This window comes from Paenibacillus sp. FSL K6-4396, from assembly GCF_038002525.1.
GTDB lineage: Bacteria > Bacillota > Bacilli > Paenibacillales > Paenibacillaceae > Paenibacillus > Paenibacillus amylolyticus_B.
In genome coordinates this window covers 1,825,005-1,851,461 of sequence record NZ_JBBOCR010000001.1, presented here as the reverse complement: position 1 = coordinate 1,851,461, position 26,457 = coordinate 1,825,005, and the positions used below count along the sequence as shown (strand labels likewise).

The 26,457-nt window shown below is 47.5% G+C and carries 19 protein-coding genes; 3 read left to right on the top strand and 16 right to left on the bottom strand.

All coding sequences use genetic code 11. The features are described from left to right. Positions 1-59: 59 nt before the first annotated feature. Positions 60-326: a SunI/YnzG family protein gene (locus MHB85_RS08440; RefSeq protein WP_105597906.1), complete on the top strand. Its 267-nt coding sequence runs from the start codon at positions 60-62 to the stop codon at positions 324-326. 153 nt (positions 327-479) lie between these two features. On the opposite strand, the gene MHB85_RS08435 is transcribed toward MHB85_RS08440, so the two are convergent. From MHB85_RS08435 to MHB85_RS08390, 10 genes are all read right to left on the bottom strand, one after another. After that, positions 480-1,442: a glycosyl hydrolase gene (locus MHB85_RS08435; protein WP_105597905.1), complete on the bottom strand. Its 963-nt coding sequence runs from the start codon at positions 1,440-1,442 to the stop codon at positions 480-482. A 29-nt stretch (positions 1,443-1,471) separates the two neighbouring features. Next, the gene (locus MHB85_RS08430; protein ID WP_105598443.1) at positions 1,472-2,428 is read right to left on the bottom strand and encodes a carbohydrate ABC transporter permease; all 957 of its coding nucleotides are present in this window, start codon (positions 2,426-2,428) and stop codon (positions 1,472-1,474) included. Positions 2,429-2,510: 82 nt separating this feature from the next. Continuing rightward, positions 2,511-3,410: a carbohydrate ABC transporter permease gene (locus MHB85_RS08425; protein WP_341072772.1), complete on the bottom strand. Its 900-nt coding sequence runs from the start codon at positions 3,408-3,410 to the stop codon at positions 2,511-2,513. Continuing rightward, on the bottom strand, positions 3,407-5,992 hold the full coding sequence (locus tag MHB85_RS08420) for a DUF5696 domain-containing protein (RefSeq protein ID WP_105597903.1): 2,586 nt from the start codon (positions 5,990-5,992) through the stop codon (positions 3,407-3,409). Before MHB85_RS08420 ends, MHB85_RS08425 begins: the two co-directional genes overlap by 4 nt. A 14-nt stretch (positions 5,993-6,006) precedes the next feature. After that, positions 6,007-6,627 carry a YIP1 family protein gene (locus MHB85_RS08415; RefSeq protein WP_091014929.1) on the bottom strand — a complete coding sequence of 207 codons (621 nt, stop codon included), beginning with the start codon at positions 6,625-6,627 and terminating at the stop codon, positions 6,007-6,009. Further along, entirely contained in the window at positions 6,608-8,074 is a 1,467-nt protein-coding gene (locus MHB85_RS08410) for an NHL repeat-containing protein (RefSeq protein ID WP_091014931.1), read from the bottom strand. Before MHB85_RS08410 ends, MHB85_RS08415 begins: the two co-directional genes overlap by 20 nt. Positions 8,075-8,085: 11 nt before the next feature. Beyond that, positions 8,086-8,949, bottom strand: coding sequence for a carbohydrate ABC transporter permease (locus tag MHB85_RS08405; protein WP_105597902.1), 864 nt, complete (start codon positions 8,947-8,949; stop codon positions 8,086-8,088). A 2-nt stretch (positions 8,950-8,951) separates the two neighbouring features. Next, positions 8,952-9,863: a carbohydrate ABC transporter permease gene (locus tag MHB85_RS08400; RefSeq protein ID WP_047842211.1), complete on the bottom strand. Its 912-nt coding sequence runs from the start codon at positions 9,861-9,863 to the stop codon at positions 8,952-8,954. A 75-nt stretch (positions 9,864-9,938) separates the two neighbouring features. Beyond that, on the bottom strand, positions 9,939-12,866 hold the full coding sequence (locus MHB85_RS08395) for an extracellular solute-binding protein (RefSeq protein WP_105597901.1): 2,928 nt from the start codon (positions 12,864-12,866) through the stop codon (positions 9,939-9,941). A gap of 122 nt (positions 12,867-12,988) precedes the next feature. Beyond that, on the bottom strand, positions 12,989-14,371 hold the full coding sequence (locus MHB85_RS08390) for an ABC transporter substrate-binding protein (protein WP_373419815.1): 1,383 nt from the start codon (positions 14,369-14,371) through the stop codon (positions 12,989-12,991). A 528-nt stretch (positions 14,372-14,899) separates the two neighbouring features. Here MHB85_RS08390 and MHB85_RS08385 point away from each other — a divergent pair. Then, positions 14,900-15,937, top strand: a complete 1,038-nt coding sequence (locus tag MHB85_RS08385; RefSeq protein WP_105597900.1) for a LacI family DNA-binding transcriptional regulator — start codon at positions 14,900-14,902, stop codon at positions 15,935-15,937. A 193-nt stretch (positions 15,938-16,130) separates the two neighbouring features. Here the strand turns inward: MHB85_RS08385 and MHB85_RS08380 are convergent, their stop codons facing one another. Both MHB85_RS08380 and MHB85_RS08375 read right to left on the bottom strand, forming a co-directional pair. After that, positions 16,131-17,309: a DUF4272 domain-containing protein gene (locus MHB85_RS08380; RefSeq protein WP_105597899.1), complete on the bottom strand. Its 1,179-nt coding sequence runs from the start codon at positions 17,307-17,309 to the stop codon at positions 16,131-16,133. 50 nt (positions 17,310-17,359) lie between these two features. After that, positions 17,360-18,580: an RtcB family protein gene (locus MHB85_RS08375; RefSeq protein WP_105597898.1), complete on the bottom strand. Its 1,221-nt coding sequence runs from the start codon at positions 18,578-18,580 to the stop codon at positions 17,360-17,362. 288 nt (positions 18,581-18,868) lie between these two features. Here MHB85_RS08375 and MHB85_RS08370 point away from each other — a divergent pair, with 288 nt between their 5' ends. Continuing rightward, the gene (locus MHB85_RS08370; RefSeq protein WP_341072771.1) at positions 18,869-20,311 is read left to right on the top strand and encodes an erythromycin esterase family protein; all 1,443 of its coding nucleotides are present in this window, start codon (positions 18,869-18,871) and stop codon (positions 20,309-20,311) included. Between the two features lie 59 nt (positions 20,312-20,370). Here the strand turns inward: MHB85_RS08370 and MHB85_RS08365 are convergent, their stop codons facing one another. From MHB85_RS08365 to MHB85_RS08350, 4 genes are all read right to left on the bottom strand, one after another. Then, positions 20,371-20,805, bottom strand: a complete 435-nt coding sequence (locus MHB85_RS08365; protein ID WP_076318268.1) for a GNAT family N-acetyltransferase — start codon at positions 20,803-20,805, stop codon at positions 20,371-20,373. Between the two features lie 40 nt (positions 20,806-20,845). After that, positions 20,846-21,271, bottom strand: coding sequence for a GNAT family N-acetyltransferase (locus MHB85_RS08360; protein WP_105597896.1), 426 nt, complete (start codon positions 21,269-21,271; stop codon positions 20,846-20,848). A gap of 157 nt (positions 21,272-21,428) precedes the next feature. Continuing rightward, positions 21,429-23,501, bottom strand: coding sequence for an S-layer homology domain-containing protein (locus tag MHB85_RS08355; RefSeq protein ID WP_105597895.1), 2,073 nt, complete (start codon positions 23,499-23,501; stop codon positions 21,429-21,431). Between the two features lie 136 nt (positions 23,502-23,637). After that, positions 23,638-26,307, bottom strand: a complete 2,670-nt coding sequence (locus tag MHB85_RS08350) for a LuxR C-terminal-related transcriptional regulator (protein WP_181155326.1) — start codon at positions 26,305-26,307, stop codon at positions 23,638-23,640. Between the last annotated feature and the right edge of the window lie 150 nt (positions 26,308-26,457).

Genomic DNA, 26,457 nt, shown 5'->3' with positions numbered 1-26,457 from the left:
TAAACTGGATATACGAGATTAATTCAATGATATGAATTACAACAGGAGGAGATCAATCTATGTTTGGTGTTAACGTGAAAAAAGCAGAAGATCAACTGGTCATCCGCTGGCAGTTCTCCAAAATCGAAATTCCAATTGTACATATCACATCGGTCACTCTGGATGATACATACGGTGGCAGCGAACCATCCGCCATTCGAATCGGTCCGGTTAATGGCACAAGCGAGAGGATTCTGATCCGTACGGTTAATCAATCATATATCTTATTCACGAACAGTGTGAATTTATATCCCAATATCCGAGATATGCTACAACCGGCAAACTAGATTGTGGTTCGAAACGGATTTTTATGTTTCTCCAAGGAATAGCTCCATTTACATATGTACGCCACCAGAAAGAAGCGTGAGTATTCGCATTAAATCTTCTAGCGAATACTCACGCTTCTTTGATGCCAATACCAGTTGTTCGAAGTAACGTTCTTACAACCAACTCCATTTCGGTAGCTGATCCAACGTGATAATCTCTTCGCTGTTATACACTTCCTTCAAAAACGCCACTTCATTATGCGCCCCGTCTTTCAGAAATCCACCTGTCCAAGTACAGAACCAACTCCAGTGTACATCCTGTTCCTTCATTTGCTTAGGGTCAGGGATGGAGCCGTTCTCGGCGAGTGCAATGATTTTGTTGTCCTTCACAAGCTCACGCAGGTTGGCGTAACGTGCTGCCAGCGGACTGTGATCTCCTGCTTCCGGGTATACATCTACACTCACAATGTCCACGACATCATCCCCTGGATACCATTCCTGTTTTTCCGAGTTCCAGACCCAGATGAGATTGTGCAGCTTGTGCTCGTGCACTAATCGATTATACAACAACCTATACAACTGTATGGCAGGTTCGGGGCCTTTCGCTCCCCACCAGAACCATCCACCTTCGGCTTCGTGCAGCGGTCGGAATAACACGGGCACAACAGCATCTTTCAACTCTTGCAAGTGAACTGCAATCGCGTCGATATCCCGGATCAATAACTGATATGCTTCCGATTCAGTATCAGCCAGCGCTGAACTCAGATCATAGGTAGTCGCATCCGTATAAAACCCCCGCCACCACTCCTTGCCCGGTTCATCGATCAGATTCGTAGGTGCATTCCAGTGCCAGCATAGCGTCACGATTCCCCCTTGATGGTGCCATGCAATGGCATCCCGAATCTCCTGAGAGACCGCGCCGCGCTCTGTTCTTGATGGCGAATATTCCATGAGATCGAATCCAATCACAGCTGGTTTCCGCCCTGTATTTTCATTAATCCAGTTCAGATTGCTGTAGTCCTGCTGACCTGACAACATCCCTTTCCCATAACGCTCGACCAGGAACGCCATTAGTTCTCTGGCTTCGAATGTCGCTGCTTCATTCACCGGAGCACTGTTGATCATACGTACCGTCATCGCTAACACCTCCAATTAGGTTTACCATTTTAACCCACGACCCCCGAGCGCTCAATGCTCTCCACAAAATAACGCTGCACGAACAAGTACAAAATAATCAGTGGTGCAATCGCCAGCAAAATGCCTGTATCCACGATCATCGCCACATAGTTCGGATCTGCCTTGATGCCCGAGTTCGAACCAAAGCCCATCAGTTGTGGGATTAACTGGTTCGCCTGAGCAGGTAAGGAAGCCACCTTCAGTGAGATCAGTGGACTTTCACTCATGAATAATGCCGAATAGAACGTATCGTTGTACTGCCACACAAATGAGAACAGAATGACCGTAATCAGCGGTGAGATCGCATTGGGCAGCATGATTTGAGCAAATGTTTTGAATCCACCAGCACCGTCAATCAGGGCGGCCTCCTCAATTTCCTTTGGCATACCCTTGAAGAACTGACGGAAAATATAGATGAACAACCCTGCCTTTAGCCCACCTGCCGTAGCCGCCGTAATCATGGAGGGCCAATACGTATTCAGCAGATTGATGCCATTCTTTCCCGTGAACAACTGGATCATGCCCATAAAATCAAAGCTGCGGAAATGCAGATACATCGGCACCATAAGCGTGCTTGTGGGCACCAGAATGGTGAGAATGACCAGGACAAAGAGCACATTGCTGCCTGGAAAAGAAAACCGGGCAAAGCCGTAACCTGCAAGCGCACAGGACATGGCTGTCAGAAGCGTTGTGATGGTAACAAACAATAACGTGTTCGCCAGCAGAGGCAGGTAATCCATCACTTGCGCCGCTAGCCGAATATTATCCAGCGTAAAGTGCTGAGGAATCATATAAATCGTTGGATTGTAGATATCCTGTTTGTCCTTGAACGCAACTGAAACTTTGAGAAATAACGGATATAAAATAATAAATGAAATTCCGATGACCAGTGCATATCTGAAAATGGAATAGAGAAGGTCTGATGTTTTGTGTCGCACCCGATACATATGATAATTCTGCTTCGGAACTACTACCATGCGATCTGTCCCTGATGCAGCCATAATCTGAATCCTCCCTTAATGTTAACCGTCAGTTATAGTGAACCCGCCGTGACAACACCCACCCCACTACGATCAGTACAAGACCAATCACCAGCGTGTACAGCCAGGACATCGCCGAGCTTAAGCCAAAGTTCTGGGTTTTGAATGCGGTTTGGTAGATGGCCTGTGTGACCGGACTCCCGGCAAATGAGTCAATGATTGTATAGATGACATTTGTCAGAATCAACGGACTGACCATAGGAAATGTAATTTTCCAGAATGATTCATAAGCTGTCGCCCCTTCGATCTTCGCAACCTCATACATTGATCCAGGTACCGACTGCAGCGCGGCGAGGAAGATCAAAATCTGAACACCTGAGCTGCTAATAATCTCATAGATCCGCATGATGGCTTCTACAATGTAATCCACATAGGCCATTGGCAATCCCACATCCGCCAGCATCCGCACAATGGACACCACGTTGAACGAAGCCCCGCCATCGGCTGATGCATCGACCGCACTTGCATCTCCCATCAGATTGATCAATCCTGCAGACTCCGCTGCTGCGACTGCACTGGAAGCCAGAATAACCGGCAGGAAAAAGATCGCACGCGCCATCGTTCTGCCTCTGAACTTCTGGTTGAGCAATGTAGCCGTGAACAGACTGAAGAATAGGATCATCGGCACATTCAGCAGCATTGCTCCTACGGAATCCACCAGAATCCGGTTGTATGTAGCATCAACCAGAAGCGCATCCTTGAAATTTTTAAATCCAACGAAGTCCAGAACGTACCCGCCCGGAGCAACGGACAGATTACTCAGACTAAACCGAATCGATTGCAGGAGCGGCGTGGCAAAGAGGAAGATGAAACCGAGCAACCACGGAGAAATAAATGCAAGTCCAAGCAGCGCTCTCCGTGACTTCAGCGATAATCGAATGGTTCTCATCGGTTCACTCCTTCCACCACATAGTCAATCCCGTCAACTGTTGTTCCATCCACGGTTACTGCGTCCGCATTGTAATTCACAAGGATGGATGTACCGCCCGTATAAGTGATCCGGACCACGCCATCCTGGATGCGTTCATGCTTCAGGATCTGCTCATTCTCCAGTTTTCCCAGCACTTCATTGGCCTGCTTATACAAGGCAACAGCGTCATCCACCCAATAGCTATACTCGGTAGCGTAGGCCGAATCATAATTCGTAAGTTTCAGCCGGGAAGATGGCTCATAGGTCCATTGAAAATACGGAGCGGCCCCAAGCTCCAGGCTTCGCAGCAACTGTTTGCGCAGATCCTGATCCCCCGACGTGTTCATCGGAGATGCTGCGTAATTCATGTACCCATGAATGACCATCGCATAAAAAGGAACTTCTTCATCGGTAATATTGAACCGACTCGACCCTGCGGGTACATTCACAACATGTTGTGCACTACCCCAAGCGTAGCTATTTGCGGCGGATACCATCAGGTTCGGATAGGACTGTTCCAGCTTGCCCAGCTGCTCCTTCACAATGTGCTTCGCCGTCTCCCGATGAATCACCCGACTATCCCGATAATCTGAAGTCAGGACCTGCCCAAGATCACGAAGGGATAACCCGCCGAGATCCAATTGATTGAATTTGTCAGCAAACTCACTAACCACATAAGGAAGCTTGGCCGCTGAGAGCAAATAATAGCTGTCCCTACTCTGATCCATGCGATTAAGTGCAGGATTGTACGGATACAGTTCTGCTGTCTCCTTGGTGACAAACCGCGCTGCATCCGAGGAAGGAGCAAAGCGCATATCATCGTGATAAATGTGCTGGAAAGCCACATCCGGGAACAAAGCTCCACCCGACTGCTCAAGCTTAGCGGACAACGCTTGCAGTTCGGAACGACTGCCTACTTCACTGTCCAACTTCACCTGGGTTGGCGTGTGATGGCCGATGCCACCACCGAACCATCCCTGATACCGCATTTGTACACGGTTCACACCTTCCTGCTGTAACTTCGCTGCCATTTCGGTGGCCTGTTCGTACGTCGTCATAGCTAAAGTGCTCCGATAGGGCACGCTTAGGAACGAAGCCTTTTTGTCCACTGCACCAAGCACATCTACATAAAACGGCAACTCTGTCTGTTCCACGAGGGGTTTCAGTACATCCTGCTCGATCAACTGCTGTTGATACAGGCGGGCCATACCCGAGTAACTGGCATCTTCTCCATGAAGGAAATGATAGCGGACCTGAATATCTCCGCGGTAAGGCTCTTCGCCAAGCAGCTGAATCTCCTGCATTTTCTGCGAGGTGTACATCTCCAGTTCATCCTCACCCCGCAGGGAGAAGGTCGCATGCACGTGATTGTAACTGTTCTGCCTGCCTCCTATATCCGCGGAGATACTGGCTATGCCATCCCCTTTTTCAATGACTGCAAACCAGGCATTCTCCCCGTTTTTCAGACCAAACACAGGCATATGCGCGGATTCACTAACCTGAGGACGACTGAGTGAATTATCATTCGGGTCTGCCCCATATACACGCTGTACATACTGCTCTTCCTGGGTTTTCCCGTTGTTCAGGTGGATCAGGCTACCCGAACCGTCAGGTACGAGCATGTAGCCTTCACCTTTCGTATCCGCAGCACCAAAATAAGCGAGCAAATCAATATTTCGAATGCGGTATTGCCCACTTTCCTGAATCTGACTCAAGGGCACGCTCACAACAAGCGCTCCCTGCTCCAGTCGGTATTCCACAGAAATAACAAAGCTTGGCTTATCAGACACGCCTCCGCCTTCGACTCCATTCTCCTGATTGTCAAAAGCCAGATCGTCCGCCGTGTAACCTGCCGTCTCAAATGCACTCAACATCTTGTTCAGCACAAGCTGCTTCGAAATCTGTCCATCCAGCCGTTCCAGAATATCCGGATTGTTCTTGGTTGGATAATAACGCGCAGACGTGTATCTTGCGACAGTAGCATCCAGCTTGGAAAGAACCTTCTCCTCGAGTCGCTGCTTGCTGATCAGCTTGGGCAGTGCATCAATACCAAGTGATGTATCACCAAGTGTATAGTTGACCCGTATGCCCTGATCGATCTGGCCTGCGGTGAATTGTTTGTTGCTTATACTCGAACTGAAATTTGGAAAGTTCTCCAAAGTGCCCATCGAATCCCGGAAAGACACGTTCAACTGGGAGGACAGGACCTCTTTTTCATATGCGGAAGCGAGACTGTCCTCCGCCCGTTCTTTCGGGTTGCTGTACCAGATCTCTCCACTTTTCCCGTTACGTACTGCGATTTCCGTTGTCTCCTCGTTATAGTACAAGGCCAAACCCTGATCTTCGGCGACCAGCTTCATACCAGGCACACCCTGCGAAGAGTCGCCAAGAAACTGCAACGGGTCCTCCGTGACGGGCATGGCTTCGGTTGTTGCATCCATATAAGCCGCGGCTTCTACGGCAGGAATGCCCCTGTTGTTTATATACAGCAGTCCGGCTGCAATCATGATTACAGCTGTACCACCAGCCAGCACCGTATATATTCGTTGCCTTTTATTCACGGATGCCGCCTCCTTTAGGTCCGAAAAATCAACTCGCGGTAGATGTTATAACCGAATTCGTACAACTGTTGCAGCATGCTGAAGACCAGTGCGCCAAGGAATACAATAATGCCCATCACAATGAGTGTCAGCACCATCGTAACGATCGTTCTAACCACCGTGTACTGGTGTACCGTCATCATGCCAATGAACAGAAGCAGTACAAACCAGAAAAACGCGATGCTATTGAACAGATAATAAAAAGCAGTCTCCTCCTGCACCATGAACCGGCTAACCACGATCATCGGGGCATAGACCAGAATAACCGGAATGAGCGAGTAACCTGTTGCCAGAACGATTTCCCTGAACTTGCCTTCCCCTTCCATCAAGGTTGTTACTGCCCAGTTGGCCATGCACCATAGAAAGAAAGGTACCGCAACTGTGGCGATCTCAATGATGCTGTTAATCGTGCGAGGGTCGATGTAATTGACGAGAAATCCTGCATACTGCTTTTGCAAAATCATCATGACAATGGTAAGCGCGAGTGCTGCAAAAGCAACAAGCAGCCGTCCCCGGTTATCCGACTTGAGATCCCAGAATGCATCTATGGGGTGAAAAATGAGATGCAGCGGAAACTTAATGAAATCCTGCTTCACGATCAACCTGCCTCCTCCGTCTCCATTTAACCGCCACACGGGTCAGGATCAGAATGACAATTAGCGCGATTACAGCGGTCAGGAATGTACCAAAATGTTCCTTCATCATCTCCCGCCGATGCCTCTTAAACGCCACAGAATAACTCTTGCGATCCATCCCAAGTTCAAAATAACCTAGCGCTTCCTCGTTTTTCTTCTCCATTAATAAGGACTTGCCGATGCCGATATAGGCAATATCATAGTTGGCATTCAGCTTAAGCACTTCTCTCCATATATTCACGGCTTCCGTGTCCTCGCCCCGATAGTGGAGGGCCACCGCTTCATTCACACGGGCACCAAAACGGGTTGGCTCATAGACAACAAGGTTGTTCTTTCCCCGATCCAGAACCAAGTGATGCTCACCCGATTGTTCAATCGCGACAGGTGTTTTGAGCGTGCCCACCTGATTTCCTTTGCCACCGTACATGTAGAGCAGATGACCTTCATCGTCGTACGTGAACACCCGGTTCTGTGTCGCATCCAGTACACTGTACATGCCGTCGCCCAGCACTTTCACATCGATCAGTTTGGATGGACCGGGATTGTTACGGAACCGAATATCGCCTTTGACGTCGTAATAACCAAACCGCTTCAGCACATCTTCACCAGACGGATTCAGCCGTTTGATCGGTTCATTCGAGCCGGGATCAATATTCGTTGCATACACAAATCCTTTGTGGTCAATATCCGCATTGGAGAACTCCGTCGGGACAAACAGGACCATCTGTGCGCGCTGGGCTTTGGTGGATAACATGCGCCAGATATATTCGCCGTAGTCCCGCTCCACTTTGTTGGTACCGACGTATCCGATAAATTTCCCACTCTCGTCAAACTGCATAATCCCTTCGTAGACCCCTTGCGCCACAACGTACACTCGGCCTACATGGTCCACCGTTAGTTTCAAAGGCTGAAACTGGAATTGGGTCGACAGGATATCCGACTCGGGCTTCGTAATGGTTTGAATCAGCGTCCCCTCTCCATCCAGGACAACCACACGACCGTTACCCGTATCGGCGACGTATATGCGTTCTTCTTCATCTACAAACAATCCACCTGGAAGGTTAAAGGTCTCCTTGCTGCCCTCCATCATGAATCCATCGATTACACTCAGCAGCTTAAAGCCTGGGTCCAATACGATGATTCGATTGTTGCCGCTATCCAAAATATAGATCAACCCGGAGGGTGAAACGTTCACATCACCGGGGTCTTTGAACTCACTAATGCCGAGGTCACGGCCTGAAATGGTGCGCTCGGGCAGATAGGCATCTGGTGAAGGAACAGCCTCTTTCCAGTAGTTGTAGTTATAACTCTCATACGGCGCCGGGGAGGCCGCCGCAGGCACGGCATTCACCAGCAACAGAGATACTGCCGCCAGGAGAACAAGCCATCTTTTCACTGTGCGTGCCATATCGTTCCCCCTTAATCCTTCATGCCCGAACTCGCCATCGTCTCAATGATTCGGCTCTGAGAGAAAATAAATAGCGTGATCGGCACACTCATCAAAATCAGTGCTACCGCAGCACCCGCTCCTGCCCGGGATATTCCGCCCTGAATAATCTGACCCGCTGCATAATGCAGAGTCTTGAGCTGCTCGCTGTAGATGTATCCATTGCCATCACTGCCCCATAACATCTGGAACAGCAGTATGATCAATGTCAGCCAGGCTGGCTTCACATTAGGCATAACGATGGACCAAAAGATCCGGTATTCACTGGCACCATCAATTTTGGCTGCTTCCAGCAGTGCATCCGGGATCTGCTCCATGAACTGTTTCATCAGGTACAACCCGAGTGAATAGGCAAATGCCGGAATGATAACAGCCCAGTACGTATCGATCCATCCGAGCCAGGACATGATCATGTAGTTCGGAATTGCCGTCACTGCTGGTGTGAACATCAGTGACAGTACGACCACTTGGAACATGAATACTTTGCCCGGAAACTTGTGCTTGGCAAGCGGGTACGCCGCTGCGGAAGCCAGAAGCACATGGCCTACGATACCGATGCCTGTAATAAATACCGTGTTGAATATATAACGTGAGAACGGTACCCACGAGTCACTCAGCAGATTCAGCAGATCTGAAAAGTTGCTGAACGTGGGATTTTTGACAAATAGCGTTGGTGGAAAGGTGAAAATCTCATCCAATGGTTTGAATGCATTGTTGATCGCATAGATCAGCGGCAGCACCATGAAGGCACCAAATACGAGCAGAAGGGCAAACAGGGAGAGACTTCCCGATAGCGAGCGATTCACCCGCTTTTTGCCTGTCGCAATTGCAGCCATAGCTATTCTCCCACCCTTCGAAGCAGTTTCTGTACCAGCAAGTTGGTGCCCACCATAATCATGAACAGCACGGTGGCAATCGCCGATGCGTATCCCATCTCAAACCGCGTAGTACCAAAGTCGATCAAGTGGGTGACTACCGTCTCTGCCGCATAGTTCACGCTTGGGAACCCGGCCAGTGCAATCGACACATCAGCCACGGCAAACGAGGTTGTAAGCTGAATAACTGCGCCGAACATGAGCTGTGGACGCATTGAAGGCAGGGTAATGTACCATAGCTCCTGCCAGCGATTTTTGATCCCATCCACCGCTCCCGCTTCGTACAACGTCCGGTCCACCGTCTGCAAACCGGCGATAAACGCCAGAAATCCGGTTCCGAGACTCAGCCATAGCTGCACGAGAATGAGAATAGGCATAATGTAGGCTTCCGTCTTCAGCCATTGGATTGGCTCCAGCAGAAAACCCCATTTGATCAACAGCCCATTGGCAATACCATAACGATCTCCCGAGAAAATCATCAGCCAGATAAAATACACATTGCCCGAGATGGAGGGTGCGTAGAAGATCAGTGTCATGAACGCTCTCCATTTCGGTGTTAACTCATTAATAATCCACGCGAAGACGAAGCAAGCAATGTAACTGATCGGCCCGGTAATGATGGCAAACAGCAACGTATTCTTGATTGCAATCAGGAATACATCATCCTCCAGAAACAGGCGAGTATAGTTCTGCCAGCCAATGAAACGTGGAAATTCCAGCATATTAAAGTAGGTGAAGCTGAGTATGATCGAGATGACAACCGGAATCACGGTAAACATGAGGAACAGGAGCATATACGGTGCAAGCAGAACATAGGAATGTTTGCTGGCCTTCATTTCCTGGAGCTTCCAGCTCCACCACGACTTCATGCCCATCCTTGACGCTTTCTCAGGAGGACTGTTTTGTCCGTCTCGGAGTGATATTTGTGGCACGGTTAACCCTCCCTCTGCTTACGGAAGACCAAATTCATTACGTTTCACTCGAATCTCGTCCTGAATATATTGGGTGTAATCCATGATGGATTCCCTGGCTTCCACTTGGCCAACAACAGTTTTGTAGAATGCATTAAAGAGATGGCGGCCTGTAAAATAACCACCGGGTACTTCGGGAATGCCCTTCACCATTTCGAATTGAGCCTTCAGATTGGTGTAATCTTCGGCAGGCCACGGCAGGGAATCCAGTGCCTTGATGTTGGCCGTTGGATAACGGGCAGCGGCACCCATCAGCCCTTCCATCTCCCGTCCAAATTCCGCCTGAATCGGTGTACTGGTCCACCACTTCATGAACGCCCACGCCGCATCCTGATCCTTGGCACCCTCCAGCATCATGACTGCGCTGCCTCCACCCGGTACGTCCCGATTCAAAGTCCCATCCGCTTGAACGGTTCCCGGTACAGGAACGAATCCCCATAAGCCTCGAATCTCCGGTGCAAATACGGACAACTGGTTGTACATGGTGTAATCCGTTAACCCAATAGGCATCTGTCCTGTCCGGAAACGGTTGGCAAAATCATATTCCCGTTCCAGCTTGTAATCGGTATAGAACTCCGTCCACTGCTTGAACGTCTCGATCCCGATCCGGGAATCCAGATCCGATTCCTTGTCATCGTTCCGATAGAAGGCGCCGCCGTTCTGGAGCAGCATCGTGGCATACTGCGAGTTCGGCGGAATATTAACCCCCTGCATATTCGCCTGGGTCACAACCGGCATACCGAATTCCATGTGATTTTTGCTCAGAATCGCGAGTAGAGCCTCCACATCCTCCCAGTTCTGAGGCACTTCAAGTCCGAGTTCTTCGAGCACATCTTTACGATAAAACAGCATATTAAAGGTTTGTGTTTCCGGCAGGGCGTATACGCCTGAATCATAGGCATACGGCACGATTGCACTTTCTCTGAACTCCTGTTCTACAGTGCTATAATCACTGAATTGCGTCAGATCTACAGCCGAGTTCCGCATCGCAAAGTTCACCGGCAGATCATTGCCGATCTGCATCGCTACATCCGGACCTTCACCGGACAAGGTCGCTGGCAGCAAGGTTCCCATATTCACCAGCTTCAGATTCACGTTAATGCCACTGTCTGGTGTGAAGGTCTTGTCGATCATCGCTTTCATCGTATTCGCCTGGTCTCGTCCGCTACCAATCCAGACGGTTACCGTACGCTGATCTTCCGATGTAGCTACATTGCCGATCTGGTTATAATCAATGAAGAACGAATGATAGAATATCTTCGCTTCATGACCAAGTTTTGCGAGTGGTCCCATGCCTGTTCCGGGAATATCTTGGTCAATCGAAGTGACGTACAGTGCGTCAATCTCAAGAGGCTGCTCTCGTGCCTGCTGCACCCATGTGCCGAGACCACCTGTGTTGGTTTTGTAAGCCGCAAGCCGTCTTGGAATGGTATCTGGCTTGTCAATCATCTCGTCCAGTTGCAGCGCCATTGTCTTGATCAGAGCTTCCTGATCGCTGGACTGTCCTGACAGAAGACGAAGCTGTGCGGCCACTTCTTTGAGTCGGTTACTTTCCCCACTGAACACTTCCAGCAGGTTCGGAATCTGCTCCTCCACCCGATAATCCCGGAATTCATCAGGTTTGGTACCTGTGATCATCAGAATGCGTCGGTACATGGAGTTCAAGTTGTACAGACTGTCCTCTACATTGCGGATGAGCGGTGCAAAGTCACCGAGGCTGTTCTCCAGCCGTAGCACATGTTTTCCTTTTTCCAAGTGAAATCTGTATGCTTCTTTGCCCCCCATGACATCAATGCGATAATCACTTTGATAACGGAAAGGGGCTTGGGCCATCTCTGCAAACGGGACTTCACCATCAATGGTGAGCTTGCGTGTAGAATAGATGCCTTTGACAAAATTCTGCTGTGCGGTAAAACCGATATGATAAAGTCCGCTCTCCGGCACATCCACTTCCCATTCGATCCATTGTCCTGGCAGACGCCAGTTAAAGCCGCCAATCGTATTAATGCGTACCTGGGAAGCGCTGTAAGGAGATACAGCAGAACTTGACCTTTCGCTGGTCGGGTATAACGTAGGTGAAGATTTGGCAATCGCGGCTTCTCCTTCAATGCGAATAAGTACATCCTTCGGCTGCCCGGAGGAATCCGACTGTTGTGCACCTGCAGTTTCCGCGTAAGGAACAGCTGTCTTCTCATTGAAAAGACGAATGGACCGAATCACCATGGGTTCGCGTGATGATTTTAGCGTTAGCGTGTGTTCCCCTTTTTCCAAATAAAACTTGAATGGATTCTGTTCGTACCCGTCGGAGTCCTGAAACGTTTCTTCCATCCAGCGTGGTTGCTCCACTTGTCTCGGGCGTAGGTCATTACCTTGATTGTCCTGCTCAACAACATCTTTCTCATTGGCCCACACCCGGTCAAACTGCAAATAGGCGGCTTCCGCAAAAGGAAGTTCACCATCAATGTACAATGCACGCTCAATGGCCGAACTCTTGCCTTCAACGGGATAATAGGTGGCGGACAGGTTATACAGCCCGGTCTCCGGCACGTTAATGGTCCAATCGACTTGTCCGGTCTCTCCGGTATGGAGAGATACACCATCCATTCCCTCATAATTAGTCAGTTTGCGGACGTCTTCACCTTCGGCTTTTATGTAATCTCCTGCTTCAATGGTGATGTCCACATTCGGCTGTGTAGCCTGATCCGTTCCGGATCGATACTGTTCGTATCCCTTTTTCTGCCGGGTCTGCTTCAAGACCGCATCCACTTCAATGGCAGGCAGACTGCCAGGTGGAACGTCTGCACTCTTCCCATCAGCGCCGGAAGTTACATATAGAATGATGCAGGCTGCTGCCACGATGATCACTGTGGACCATATCCATGTCTTACGTTGTAGAATTCCAGCCATCCTCCGAGTCCTCCTCATCAAGGCTGATGCCAGCAATGCCGATTTGGTGGTTCAGGAAAAGGGGCTCTGTGCAACCTTGCCGACACGAGCCCCTGCCTGAATCTTTTGCTGGTGATAAGTTCTTATTGTTTGCCCAGTTTATCAATGGCAGCTTGTGCCTGCGCTTTGTATTTCTCAGCCGTTGCTGTGACGGAAGCATTGTCTTTGATGATATCGTTCACAAAATCCCCAAAAGGGTACCCCGTGTAGGCATCATCCAACAAGATACGGCCTGTTCCAGCGATGTGCTCGCGAATGATCGCAATATCCTTCTCATCGGTATAACGACTCTCCAGATAGTCTTGACCTGGATACTCTTCAATCTGTGGGATGTCGAAGGTCTCTTCATAGATTTGGTAGACGATCTTTGGATCCTCCACACCTTTTGGAATGAACTTCGCCGATGCCGCGTTGTTTGCATACGTTACCTCTTTGCTACCCTGTGGCCCATTCGGAATCGGTACAACGCCGACAGCAAAGGTGAGATCGCCCAATTGCCATTCAGCAGCAGTGAACAGAGCTACGTCTCCATCCTTGAACGTATTGCTTTCCTCCCAGTTGGTTTTGTCGCCGGTTTTGACCTTCACGACATTCTCCACGTTATACAACCGTTTAACGAATTCGGTTGCTTCAATCGTTTTCGGATCGGATAATCCTTCCTTGCTATTGGCATCATCCACGATCGTTCCACCATTGGCCGCGGTAAAATGACGAACGACATCAAGCGCCCAGCCAGAAAATCCGAATACGTCAGTTTTGCCGTCGTTATTGGTATCTTTGGTTGCCTGTTTGGCAAGTTCCATGAATTTATCCCAGTCCCATTTACCTTGGTTATAAAGTTCTTGAGGATCAGGCAGAGATAATTTTTTGAACAAGTCACGGTTATAGTGAAGTCCCAGACCGATGCTGGTTGGAGATTCGAAGGCGTATTCATTGCCTGCAATGGCAGGGAATTTGGTAATCAGGTTAGCCTCTTGGTTGATGTTGTTCTCAGGTGTAGTGAATTCGGAGATGGGCAATAGCTGCCCTTTGAGGATAGCGGGTAGTGCGGATTTGTATTCCATCTGAACGATATCAGCGAATGGTTCGCCGGCCAGCGCAGACGTGGTGAATTTGTTCATGTATTCTTCGAAAGGTACATTGACGAACTCCAGTTTTACGTTGTATTTCTTCTCCACCTCTGCAATTTTATCGAGTCTGGCCTTATCCGAGGCCGTCTCTCCTGCCGGTTTCAGATCCCACCAAGCCGCAACCTTGATGACACGTCCACCCAGATCAGGCACATTCGCCACAACTTCTTCCGCTGCGTCCTCTTTGTCTGTTTCAGCGATTTCGGTGCTGTTGCCTGAGTTCGTTGTTCCCTCTGCGTCTGTCCCCGTCGGCGTTGTCCCCCCACCACTGCAAGCGGATACAAAAAGCATCACAGCCAATAACATCAGAGGTAGAACATTCCATCTTCTCATCATGATTTTAACAACCTCCCCGAATGTGTATACCAATCATGCTTCACCCTAAATCGTTAACCCCGCTCATCAACCAATCGAAAATAAACAACCACCACCATTTGTTATTTTCTTGTTTGTTTTTGACAAACAAAATTTAACACAGCAAAATGTAAGCGTCAACATTTTTGTTGTTAACATTTTCTAATTATTCTGATAAAATGCTGATTAACCTCTAATATTCCTGTATTACAGCTTATTCAATATCCAGGACTCTAAGTACAAACTTATTAAACCATGATTCTAACTTTGTTTATTTTGTTATTTTTATAGAATAACAAAATAATAATTCAACAGACAAAATTCGTCATTCTATCTGAAAATATGCTTACCGTCACGTTGAACATTCATCCTAAAATACTGTGCATCACTAACATTTTGAATTCTCTGTCCGTTATTAGATTAAGAGAAATACATCATGTTATACTAGGAACAGTTGGATATCGCTCCAAATAAGGAATACGGCAGAACTACGAGTGTAAGGATGGTATGATGAAGACAAAGGTAACAATTCAGGAGATTGCACATTTTACGGGTTTGTCGAAATTCGCGGTATCACGAGCTTTGTCTGGAAAATCGGGAGTTAGCGATCAAACGAGGGATGTCATTCTCAAGGCCGCTGGCAAACTTGGATATTTCAAAGATAACAGCATGTTGTCTGGTGAACTGTATAACAGCCATGAACTTCAGGAACCGAAGAACACACGTTCAAGCGGAACGATCTTGATTTTATTTCCCAATGTTCGGTACCAAAATCAGGACTCCGTATACTGGGGACCCGTCTTTAACGGGATTTCTTCCAAGTTGAACCAAAAAGGCATTAACATTCTAACCTTGACGGAACCATCCGCAGACCAGCTATTCACCCTTCTCAACCCGGATGCCATTCGTGGAATCATTACCGTTGGCTCGATCTCGACCCCGATTCTGCTTGAAATCAAGCGTCTCAGTATTCCGGTTGTGATGGTGGATCATCTGGACCCTGTTTTTCACAGTGACAGCATATTCACTGATAACTTTGCATCCATGCGGGAGATCATGCTCTATTTGCTCCGCAAGGGCTTCAAAACATTCCAGTTCGTTGGCAATATCGGGGATGCTCATAGCTTCTATGAACGCTGGATTGCATACACTTCTGTGCTTATGGGTCATGGGATGGAAATACATCAGATTCCCGAGCTGAGTAATCAGGCACTGGATGAGTTCCGCCAGACATTCACTTCGGTGATCAGTGAGGATAACCTGCCTGAAGTGTTTGTATGTGCGAACGATTTCTATGGGCTATACACTATAGAAGCCCTTGAGAGTATGCGTATTCGTGTACCCGATCAGTGTGTTGTCACGGGATTTGATAATCTATACGACAATATCCCATTACTGGCTACAGTTAATGTGAACAAGGAGTTGCTCGGTGCGCGTGCAGTGGATCAGATGTTATGGCGCATTGCGAATCCGGAGAGCAACGTCGAGAAAAAGTTGATTCTTGCTGATGTCATTATTCGTGAACAGTTCGGCAGGCATAGTGGATAAAAGCAGAATATATGATCGTTAATGTGTGTGGATATACATATTGAAGCATATATGGAGTTAAGCTTATGTCCACACAGAACCACACGCCAAACACCCCTTTAACCGTATTTGAGCGGCTATAGGGGTATTTGCATTTGTTGTATGTGTGTAATGTTTATTGTTTATTACATTAGGGCCGTTACATCATCCCGTTCTACGTATCTGTACGCACATCATCCCACGCCTGATCCAGATAACAGATCATCCAGTTCAATGCACGGTGACGTTCATAAGCCACTCCACCATTCAGTCCTGCAGGAGGTGTTCTGTCATTCACACGGCTATCCACACACACCCAGTTGTAACGGTAGATCAGATCTGCTTCATCCAGAATCTCGCTCTTGCTGCGCAGAGATGCATCGGAGAGAAAGTCGGCAAAGCTGTCCTTCTGTTGCAAATAACCGACATCCTTCCCAACGTTACACAACTCCGTTGGTGCACCCAATTCCTCCACATAACCTAGCGCCCACAACATGACGTGGTACGCTTCATATCCCCAAGAGAAGGAGATGATCTCCTGCTGCTCTGCTCCGTGCTGGTCGATAAACCTCTTCTCTATGGGTGAGAAAAAGGATTCAGCCTCATACTTGTCGATCACTTCCTGAACCAGAGCTGCGGTATCGTCCGCGCTTTCGCCTGCTCCCAGACACTCTCCCTTAAGCGCGGCAAGACACAGGGCCACCGCACGGCGAGCGACTTCCTCTTTACTCCGGATTGTGGTGTGCTCTTCTCCGGCCCTTGCAGGCAAGTTCGCATTATAAGGAATGCCTTGTTCAGTCAACCGTTGCTCTGAACGCACTTTACGTTGGATTGCAGACTCCGTCTGGGTTCTAGCATCGTCCAGGAAACTGGTGTGCGCTGTCACCGTGTAGCCCTCTACCTCTGACTCTCCATTCACATCCAGCAATAACTGGCCTTGTGCATTCAGCAGAGATCCACCTCCCCAGAAGATCACAGCATCCAGAGCATCAGCCAGTTGTAATAACTCGCCGAAGAATTCTTCTGAGATATCCTCTTCTGTCTCAATACCAACCACCATGTTCAGTGTGGAACATTTGATCAGTACCTTTTCCTGGAGCGAAGCATTGTGCCCCTCAATCTGACTCAAAAACCCAAGCATCCCCTGAATCATGGTCGTAAATTCCTCAGGATGTGTCTGGCTGGTCATGATATTAAAGCCTTTGGTTTTCTTACTGAGCCATTTTTTCTGAGTCACTTGAATATGAGTCTTGTCTTCCCGGCGTTTAATCGTACCCTCAGGATAAATGGATTGAATCCATTCAAACAGCTGATCCAGGTCAAACTGAGAGCTATATATCGCACAATTCCTCATGAAGTTCACCCTCTCCGTTATCGTGTAAATGTTCAGTTGAACATATATGACTAATCCTTATACGGATCGAATTCATTACCTCCGGCCATGGCGACACCAACGGGACGCAGTACATGGTTGATTTTCAACGTATTGGCATGTGCGTTCAGTACATCCTGTAGTTTCTTGTACACAAACGGACTTTCGTCTGTGCCCGCTCCTCGCAGCTCGACACCATAGGCACGAATCGCCTCATGCATCTGGGCTTCGCTAATCTCGCCACCCATGCGTGTGCGCAGCTTGTAATTCATTTTGCCAGCCGCCTGGGTTCGACTCATCGTGCGCCCTGCTCCATGTACGGTGCTGCGGAATGACTCGGTATTTTCTTCGCTGTGGATCCCCTCCACAATCACCGAGATATCACCCATACTGCCTCCGACAAAACCGAGCTGCTCAGGTGCCAGTGGCGTTGCACCTTTGCGAACCACGACGACCTCTTCACCCATATGCTGTTCTTTCCAGGCAAAGTTGTGATGGTTATGTACGGTGTATTCAGCATTTGCCCCGAGAATTCCAAGCACCTGTTCAATGACATAATCACGTCCTGCATAGGCGTATCTGCCCGCCAGAGTCATTCCATCCCAATACATATCACCCATTTCGCTGTTCAGGTTAAACAATGTAGGTGGCTGATCCATGGATTCACCCGGCGCTTTGCCACTGAACTGACGCCCTGCGGCAAGGTTAAGGAACCCACTCGCCACTTTGTGACCGAACCCGCGGCTGCCAAAATGATTCGCGATCCACACCTTTCCCGTGGCCTCTTCTACAAAAATATCCACGAAATGATTGCCACTGCCTACGGTTCCAAGTTGGTTGCGTGCGAGCGTCTTCAGCTTATGCTGTAATCCTGGTTCGATGGTATCAAACAGCTTCCAGCTCGTGTCGTCGAACAGTTCATGATCCACGGGTGTTGGATTGTTACGACCCACGCCGAAAGATATGGTCGAATTGATGTCATCCATAATCGTACCAATCTGATCCCGAATATCATCCCACATCAGATTGGTGCGCACAGCCTTGTTACCACAGGCAATATCATATCCGACACCTGACGGACTGATCATATTCCGATAAGCGACAACACCACCGATGGGTTGCGAGTAACCTTTGTGATGGTCAGCCATCAGAGCCACACCCAATACATCTCCATATTGCGAGCAAGTCACCGCCTGACTTACGGCATTCTCCAGCGGTTCCCCCCAGACTTTAATGTTATCTATGATCCGCATGATTGTGTTAACCTCCTATGTACTCTTCTTAACTCGTTTAATTTAATCCATTCTATCAGAACTCTGACTCTGAGACACGAAATCCGTATAGGGGGAGTATAGGCCAGCTACAGAGAGCAAATTCCATATATATATGGCCTGCTCCCATCATCCTAAATTCACTAGATAAGTCCCAACATTTGCAAAAATACAACATTAGTACTAACATTAAATATAGTGTAATTAAATCCATATATAGCCTTTATCTCAATCATTTTCATTTTATTCACTATTAAAGGAGGTATTTATTTGTATCATTTCAGAAAAAGGAAAAGAGTTGCCGCTCTTACATTAACCACAGTTATTTTGGCTACTGCAACGTTGTTTCCCACAGGGCAAGCCCATGCCCAATCTTCCATCGAGACCATACAGGGTCATGTGACTGAAGTACAGACAGCAAGAACATCAGATGAAAAGATTGAACTGTGGAAACAATGGGCCAGAGAACATGCTTACCGGATCAAGAGTATTACACCTGTTCATGAAGATATTGAGAGTAATAGCTTTACAGACTTGGATATGTTAAAACCACTGCTCAAGGATAAACGAATCGTATTTCTGGGTGAAAGTTCCCACGGAGTAGCAGAATTCAACTTAGCTAAAACCCGATTAATTCAGTTTCTACATAAAGAGATGGGCTACAATGTGCTCGCCTTTGAGAGCGGTCTCTCTAATACATCACTATCTAACGCCATAATAAATCAAAAAAGCGCAGAGCAAACAATGCAAAGCTCCATTTTCGGCGTCTGGTGGTCCAAAGAAATTTTAACCTTGTTTGATTATCTCAAAACTAGTGCTCAAACGGAACAGCCATTAATTCTGACGGGTTTTGACATGCAACTGCAATCCCCCCTACTTGATGGTCACTGGCTGAAAGATCAGAAACTCGCCAAACAACTAGCACAAACAGAAAAACAATTGTCCGAGTTTTATATCGGGGCTGACCTTCAATCCTACCGTGCAAAGAAACAGGAAATGATTCAAACGTACAAAAATATTCTAAAATCACTGCAATCGAAAGAGAACCAAACCTATCTGCAACAAGAATATCCCAATCATCCGGAACTATCCAAGTTGCTGGAACGAAGCCTCGAAGATCGAATTCGTTTGGCTCAGGAGTATATTGAAATTTCTATCCGTTCCTTGATTGAATTGGAGGAAGGGAAGATGGATGCATTTCTGGACTCCCTTGTTTGGCGGGATAAAGCCATGAATGACAATCTGATCTGGTTAGCTACGGAAGTATATCCGAACGAAAAGTTCATTGTGTGGGGTCATAACGATCATATACGTAAAGCAAACAGTAAAGTGATGGATTCTTCATATCCAGTTCCACTAATGGGAGAGATCTTCCCTGAGGAATTGAGAGAAATCAGCTATGTTCTGGGGTTATATGCTTCAAGTGGACAAACAGCGGATAATGCAGGCGAAGTTCACAATGTCGAACCAGCGTTGCCTGGTTCAATTGAAGCTATCATGTCTGCGACAAATACACCCTACAGTTTCCTTGATCTTCGTTATCAAAAAAGAGAGGCAGGGAACGCCTGGATGTTCGAACCTCGATTTGCTTATAGCTGGGGCATATATCCAGAGAGCTTTGTTCCAAAAGAGCAGTTTGATGGTATTCTCGTGATCGACAATGTTCATCCACCTCAATATATGAGATTCAACTCGTCTAACTCGAAAGAGTAATTGTAAAGTAAGATCACAAAGAGAGAGAGCCACTGCCTCTCTCTTTTATGCGTCTTTAGTTAAAGATGCTTCCGGTAACCCTGAACCTTCTCATCCTTGAAACCTAACTTCTCATAAAATATATGTGCTTCCTTACGCTGATCGCCAGACACCAGAATCATGTAACCACAACCCATATCTTTGGCAATCCGCTCAATCTGGAGCATTAACCTCTGCCCAATGCCCTGCCTGCGTACCTGATCCGACACAATCACATTCTCCACAACCATGAACGGTTTGCATGGACCCACCAGATCCATACACTCAACCCCCATAACAGATCCAACCAGTTTGCCATTGTAAAATGCCCCAAGCACATGATAATGACCATTCTGCTGTATGTAATGAAACATCTTTTTCATCTGCTGTTCATTGGTAGGCATTCCCATCAACTCATTGTATAGCTGGCTTAGTGCTGGTAAATCTTCAAGTTCGATTCCTTTAATGGTAACCATCATAACCCTCCTGATTTTATCCAATTTCGCGTATGTTCTCTTACGTGAGGTCCTTCTTAAAATAATAATGACTGTGTCCGGTCGGTGCATTCTCGATCGTTGTGATCAATTGGTAGCCATGTTTCTTGTAAAATTCCGGTGCTTGATAGGAGAAGGTGTTCAACATGACAAAATCACAAGATTTCTCTCGCGCAATTCGCTCAACTTCAAGCAACAACTGTGAACCATATCCTCGATGCCGTTGTTCAGAATCCACCCACAGAATCTCAACCTCCAGCCAGTTCCAGCAAAGTGTACTAAGCACACCTGCAACAATCTCGCCGGTCTCATTTTTGATATTGAAATTCAATTCTTCGTAACGATGCCTTAATTCCTCGCTCACATGTGCAGCATTAAATGCGATAAGTTGCTCGCGAACATACTCTGAATCCTCTGAAGTACTTGGATTGATATTTATTTCGGACATCCTCTTCTCCCCCTATCGTCATTACTCACAGCCTCATTCATTTCTTGCATATTTTAACATAATATTTTCCCATACAAAATAAAAACAACGCACCTTCCATAGCGGAAGGCACGTTGATGTAACTTGCATTAGTCCACATATGCTGTTTTAAAATGCGCTACTCTATTTCTCTCAAATCAACGTACACGTGACCTACACCAACTTTGCCCAGAGGGTCCGTAACCTTCACCTCAATCCGAATAGGCTCACTACTCGTCCCCAGTGCAGTAACGTATAGTTTCTGTCCATCCATTCTGACATCTGCCAATTGAGGATCAGGAGAGTCAGCCTGTAGTGTGAGAGTTGATCTAACGTCATCTTCATCTTCAAACATAAAGGACAGGTCAATCTCAACCTCATCTCCATAAACATAAGCGGTATTACCCGCAGGTGCCTCTATCAATACAGGAGAAGCATCATCGAAGTCATACCTGTCTAAACGTTGCAGCAACGTGTGATGCAGTGCGAAGTCAGGCTCTTCTCTCAGGGATATGGAATTGTTACTCACATCCAAGTATTGCAGATCAGACAATTCAGCAATTCCAACGGGTAAATGAACAAGCTCATTACTGTTCAGATCCAGTTCTTGTAAGGAATCTAGTCCGCTCACATCCAATAAAGCAAGTCGATTATTCGCGAGTTTCAGATACTCCAGCTGATTCAATCCTGTAACATTAATCTGCGTCAGTTCGTTACCGGATAAATCAAGCCAATTCAAGTGATCGAATCCAGAGGCATCCGCTTTGCTTATGGCGTTTCCGGAAAGGTCGATTTCGGTTACATTCAATCCTTTGAATATCTCGACTCCTGTCAGATCGGAAATACCCGCATTTCTCGCATACAACCCTCCATTGGTCTGAATGAGTGCTTCCACCAATTCATCTTTGGTCAGTGGATCATCCATATCCTTTTGCAACCAATAAGCAATAGCTCCAGCCAAATGTGGATCAGGGAATTGGCGACTTATCGTATTGGCCTGTACCTTAACCTTGAGTTGTGCCGTAACACTTGCGCCCTGGACGTCAACTGCTTTGATCGTTAGCATTGTTTCTCCAGCAGCCTGTGGAACAAGTCGAATCACTTTTTCTACGACAGTAGAGGAAACAAGGGCTGCATCTCCGGTTATGACACTGAATTGCAATTCATCACCATCTGGATCACTAAAATACGTCGAGACGTTCAAGTCCAATGCGGCATGATCTAGTGTAAGTTCCTGATCAGGCAAACCGCCACTAATAACCAGTGGCACCCTGTTCCCCGTACCTGGATTGGACGGAGTGGAAGGATTCGTCGGAGTAGTTGGCGCAGATCCACCTCCACCACCGGTGCTTCCATTTCCATTCCCTGGTGCCGCCCCGGAATTACCGTTTGCGTTTTCTGTACCGTTCCCTGCGTTATTGCCGCCTGAAGTTGTACCCTGTACCTCGGTTACCTTTCCTGGCTCATCAGGTTTGGATTCCGAATTGGCGCCCTCTTGACTCGCAGCTTCATCAAGAGCTTGAATGACTTCAGTTGCGCGTAATGCAATCACGGCCATTTCCTGTCTGGAAGTAGAACGCTTCGGCGCAAAGTTTCCATTGTCCCCTTTCAAGATTCCCAACTCAACAGCCTGTTGTACACTTGGCAAAGCCCAGGCACTAATTTCGGAAGTATCCTTAAATGACAACTCTTTGGCCAAATTTAATGTTTCATCATATCCTTTAGCCTTCAGAGCCCGAATAATCGTTGTTGCCAGCTCTTCCCTTGTTACCAGACCAGCAGGACGAAACGTACCATCCGGATAACCATTCATAATTCCAGCCAATTGAAGTGCACGAATATAGGAACCATTCTCAGCGTTACGATCCAGATCCCTGAATAACTGATTTGGAAGCTGGACTGACGACAGCACGTTCAATTCCAATAGTTGAGCCAGTGTATACGCAAGGTCCCCTCTTGTTAACGTTGCGCTCGGGTTGAAATTCCCTGCTTCATCCGCCAGAATCATCTGTTGTTCGGCAGCCCTTTCAATGGCTTGCTTGGCCCAAGGTGCTGCCTGCTGCAAGTCACGAATGTCTACTGCATCGGTCGCTGCATGCATTGTCCCGGGAACAGAAATGACGGATAAAGACAGAAGGGCTGCCAAATAAGGCCAGACCTTACGGATCTTGTTTTCCTTATGAACTTTTCGTTTGGATTCTTGTGTTGACATTTTTTAACGCTACCTCCCACATGAACATAAACCCTGGTGTCAGCAAAGACTCGTCAGAGTTATTTAATTATCTTCATTGTAGGAGAGACCTTTGCTTGAAAACAGTCTACAAAAGAGTAGACACTGTTTCACAAAATCATAACAATCCCCGCTGCTCCGCGATTTGTACAGCATGAGTACGACTGCTCGCACCCAGCTTTGCAAACACTCGGCGAATGTGTGTATTAACAGTTCCGGGTGAGATGCCAAACTCGGCAGCAATCTGTTTGCTGGTCAGGCCCTCAGCGATGTGACCAAATATTTTTTGCTCCATCGGGCTGAGTCCCACTTCCTTTGTATCCAGCTCGGCCTCTCCTGCAGATGAGAGGCCTCTCAATCGTTTGTTTCTTGCAAAAGCAGATAATAGCTGCTTCACATAAGCCATTTTCACACCATCATCATGTATCGCCTTTGTACGACGCAGATAGAGATAGTCCTGCAGCAACTGTTTCATCTGTTCACCTTCAGCAACAAATGAACGAATATATCCTTCGGGTCCTCCCAGCACCAGAGCACGGGATAACGCTACAACACCGGCATCTGTGAATCCCTGCTTGTGCAGCATGATTGACTCTAGCAGAGCACACTCTACCTGTTCAGTGAGCCAGTCCCGTTCTTCAGCCTTTTTACGGATTCGTCTCAGTTCCTCTCGTGCATGATCGTACTGTTCAAGTACGATCATCGCACGTATGCGAATCATGGAATGGAAAATCTGATCACAGCTGATCTCAGCAGCCACATCTCCTTCGTTTGCAGACTTAGCCAGAATGGTTTGGGCCGATGCCACCGGACTCATTTCAATTAAAATTCGGTATTGATGTGCTTCCAGTGCTGGCTGCCAGTACTCCATATCCTTCACAGATAATAATCCTGAGACCTGCTGAAGCAGTTTCAAGCCTTCTTCAGGTCGACCCAGTGTAAGTTCAAGTCTGGCTTTGAGTACATAAGCTGGAACAAGCAACGCAGCCACCTTGATCTGCAAAGCCACTTCAAGCGCTCGGTCCGCATATCTGACCGCTTCTGCAATTTGATTTTGCTCCATTAAAATCTCACCATATCCAACACCATAGTAGGACGTTACATAGGCATGTTCAGCATACCAACGTTCCGTAATCGCTCCGAAGCAAGCTTCCCCACGCCTCAAGTAGCCATTAACGCCATGGAAGCTGCGCAGGCGCATACTCTCTCTCCGATCATAGTCCATATACTGAAAGGCAATATCATCAGGATAGCCCTGATCAATGTAGGACACCAAATAATGAGCCAGCCCATCTAAATCTCTATTCAAATAGGCCATGTATGCTCGCATCACACATATAACTTGCAACAAATAACCGATGATCTCAGGTTCCAGCCGCCCTTGAAGATGCACCCGGATCACTTGTTCCAGTTCATCAAGCTGCTTCACCATCTGTCCATAAGGCATTTCACGTGCAACAAGGAACAGGTAGGACATATATAATTTGGGACGTGATTTCACGATCTCCAGTGGCACAACATCAAAGTATCGCCGGAGCGTCCACCACTCTCCCATAATAAAATGGGCAAACAACTCTTCCAGCAGTCTCGCTGCATCCTGCATGTGCTGACCGAGAATATAATGATCCAACGCTTCTGCCGGGTATCCCCGTTGTTCATACCAAAGTGCAGCAAGAGCATGTAATTCATTTACTTGTTCAGTACCACGACGATCCAGTTCACGCTTTAGAAATGCAGAGAACAAATGATGATAACGATACCAGTGCGCTTCCCGATCAAGTGGAACAAGAAAAAGATGTTCCTTCTCCAGTTGCATTAACAATTGTGGAGCTTCCTGCATATCACTTAATACCTGACATAAACTGCTGTTCATTCTTCTCGTGATCGCTGTCCGGAGCAGAAATTGCTGCATTTCCGGTGACTGACGCTGGAATACCTCTTCAAGCAGGTAATCTGAAATCGTCCTCTCGCCAGTAGGTCCATGATCTTCACGCGAGAGAGGTGACGATACCGAATTCATAGGGCTGACCAACGCGTTTCCACCCCATGCGTGAGATAAAGCAAGCAGCTTCAATCCGGCAGCCCACCCCTCCGTCTGCTGTACCCAACCACGCGCATCTCCCCCGGCAATATCCAATTGCATAATCTGTTGGCAAAATTCAATGCCCTCTTCTGGCGTAAATGCCAGTTCCAGAAGCGTAAATTGCTTCAATTCACCTCTCAGACGCAGCTTTTCAAGCTTGAATGGAGGATATGTTCGACTAGACAGGACTAGATGAATGGATAGGGGGAGATTTTCAATAAAGTATTGCATCTGTTCATGAATCTCCGGCTGGGTTACTGCGTGATAGTCATCCAGAATAAGCAGCGTATGTTGATTGGTCTGGGCAACACGGTTCAACAATAATATCAATGCTGACCTGGGGTCTATCGGGTACCGTTGCAAAAAATGTGGCAGTACATCACCGCAGAGTTCCTTAATCACTCGATTCAGTGCATGAATAATGTAGAGCCAAAACGGAAGCGGGTCCTGATCTTTATCATCCAGGCAGACACAGGCTGCTTGAACAGCTTCACTTCTCACCCAGCTGCCCAACAGTGTTGATTTTCCTGAACCCGCCGGGGCAGTCAACAAAGTGACTTTGGATTGGAACAATTCTTTGCGTTGCAAACTTAGCCGTGGACGGTCCATTGTATCTGCTGGTAAGGGCGGAAGTTCCAGTTTGGTTGATAAAATCATAAATTGAAGCCAGTCCCCGTGGAGACCAGCGGTATGTTCCTGTTGCATGAGATCCTCCCGAATCAGCACCATGGTGCACTTTTTTCCGATTCATTATATGTACATTCAGATACTCTAAGTATACAAGGAACCATGACTATGCCCCACATATTTTTGAACAGAAACAAACGACAAACAAACCCTGCACGTTGAATTGAT

Coding starts and splice junctions, on each gene's coding strand:
- MHB85_RS08350 (WP_181155326.1), bottom strand. CDS start 26,307: ATGCAACAGGAACATACCGCTGGTCTCCACGGGGACTGGCTTCAATTT.
- MHB85_RS08385 (WP_105597900.1), top strand. CDS start 14,900: ATGAAGACAAAGGTAACAATTCAGGAGATTGCACATTTTACGGGTTTG.
- MHB85_RS08390 (WP_373419815.1), bottom strand. CDS start 14,371: ATGATGAGAAGATGGAATGTTCTACCTCTGATGTTATTGGCTGTGATG.
- MHB85_RS08405 (WP_105597902.1), bottom strand. CDS start 8,949: ATGGCTGCAATTGCGACAGGCAAAAAGCGGGTGAATCGCTCGCTATCG.
- MHB85_RS08375 (WP_105597898.1), bottom strand. CDS start 18,580: ATGCGGATCATAGATAACATTAAAGTCTGGGGGGAACCGCTGGAGAAT.
- MHB85_RS08380 (WP_105597899.1), bottom strand. CDS start 17,309: ATGAGGAATTGTGCGATATATAGCTCTCAGTTTGACCTGGATCAGCTG.
- MHB85_RS08355 (WP_105597895.1), bottom strand. CDS start 23,501: ATGTCAACACAAGAATCCAAACGAAAAGTTCATAAGGAAAACAAGATC.
- MHB85_RS08435 (WP_105597905.1), bottom strand. CDS start 1,442: ATGACGGTACGTATGATCAACAGTGCTCCGGTGAATGAAGCAGCGACA.
- MHB85_RS08425 (WP_341072772.1), bottom strand. CDS start 3,410: ATGAGAACCATTCGATTATCGCTGAAGTCACGGAGAGCGCTGCTTGGA.
- MHB85_RS08410 (WP_091014931.1), bottom strand. CDS start 8,074: ATGGCACGCACAGTGAAAAGATGGCTTGTTCTCCTGGCGGCAGTATCT.
- MHB85_RS08395 (WP_105597901.1), bottom strand. CDS start 12,866: ATGGCTGGAATTCTACAACGTAAGACATGGATATGGTCCACAGTGATC.
- MHB85_RS08400 (WP_047842211.1), bottom strand. CDS start 9,863: ATGGGCATGAAGTCGTGGTGGAGCTGGAAGCTCCAGGAAATGAAGGCC.
- MHB85_RS08440 (WP_105597906.1), top strand. CDS start 60: ATGTTTGGTGTTAACGTGAAAAAAGCAGAAGATCAACTGGTCATCCGC.
- MHB85_RS08360 (WP_105597896.1), bottom strand. CDS start 21,271: ATGTCCGAAATAAATATCAATCCAAGTACTTCAGAGGATTCAGAGTAT.
- MHB85_RS08430 (WP_105598443.1), bottom strand. CDS start 2,428: ATGTATCGGGTGCGACACAAAACATCAGACCTTCTCTATTCCATTTTC.
- MHB85_RS08365 (WP_076318268.1), bottom strand. CDS start 20,805: ATGGTTACCATTAAAGGAATCGAACTTGAAGATTTACCAGCACTAAGC.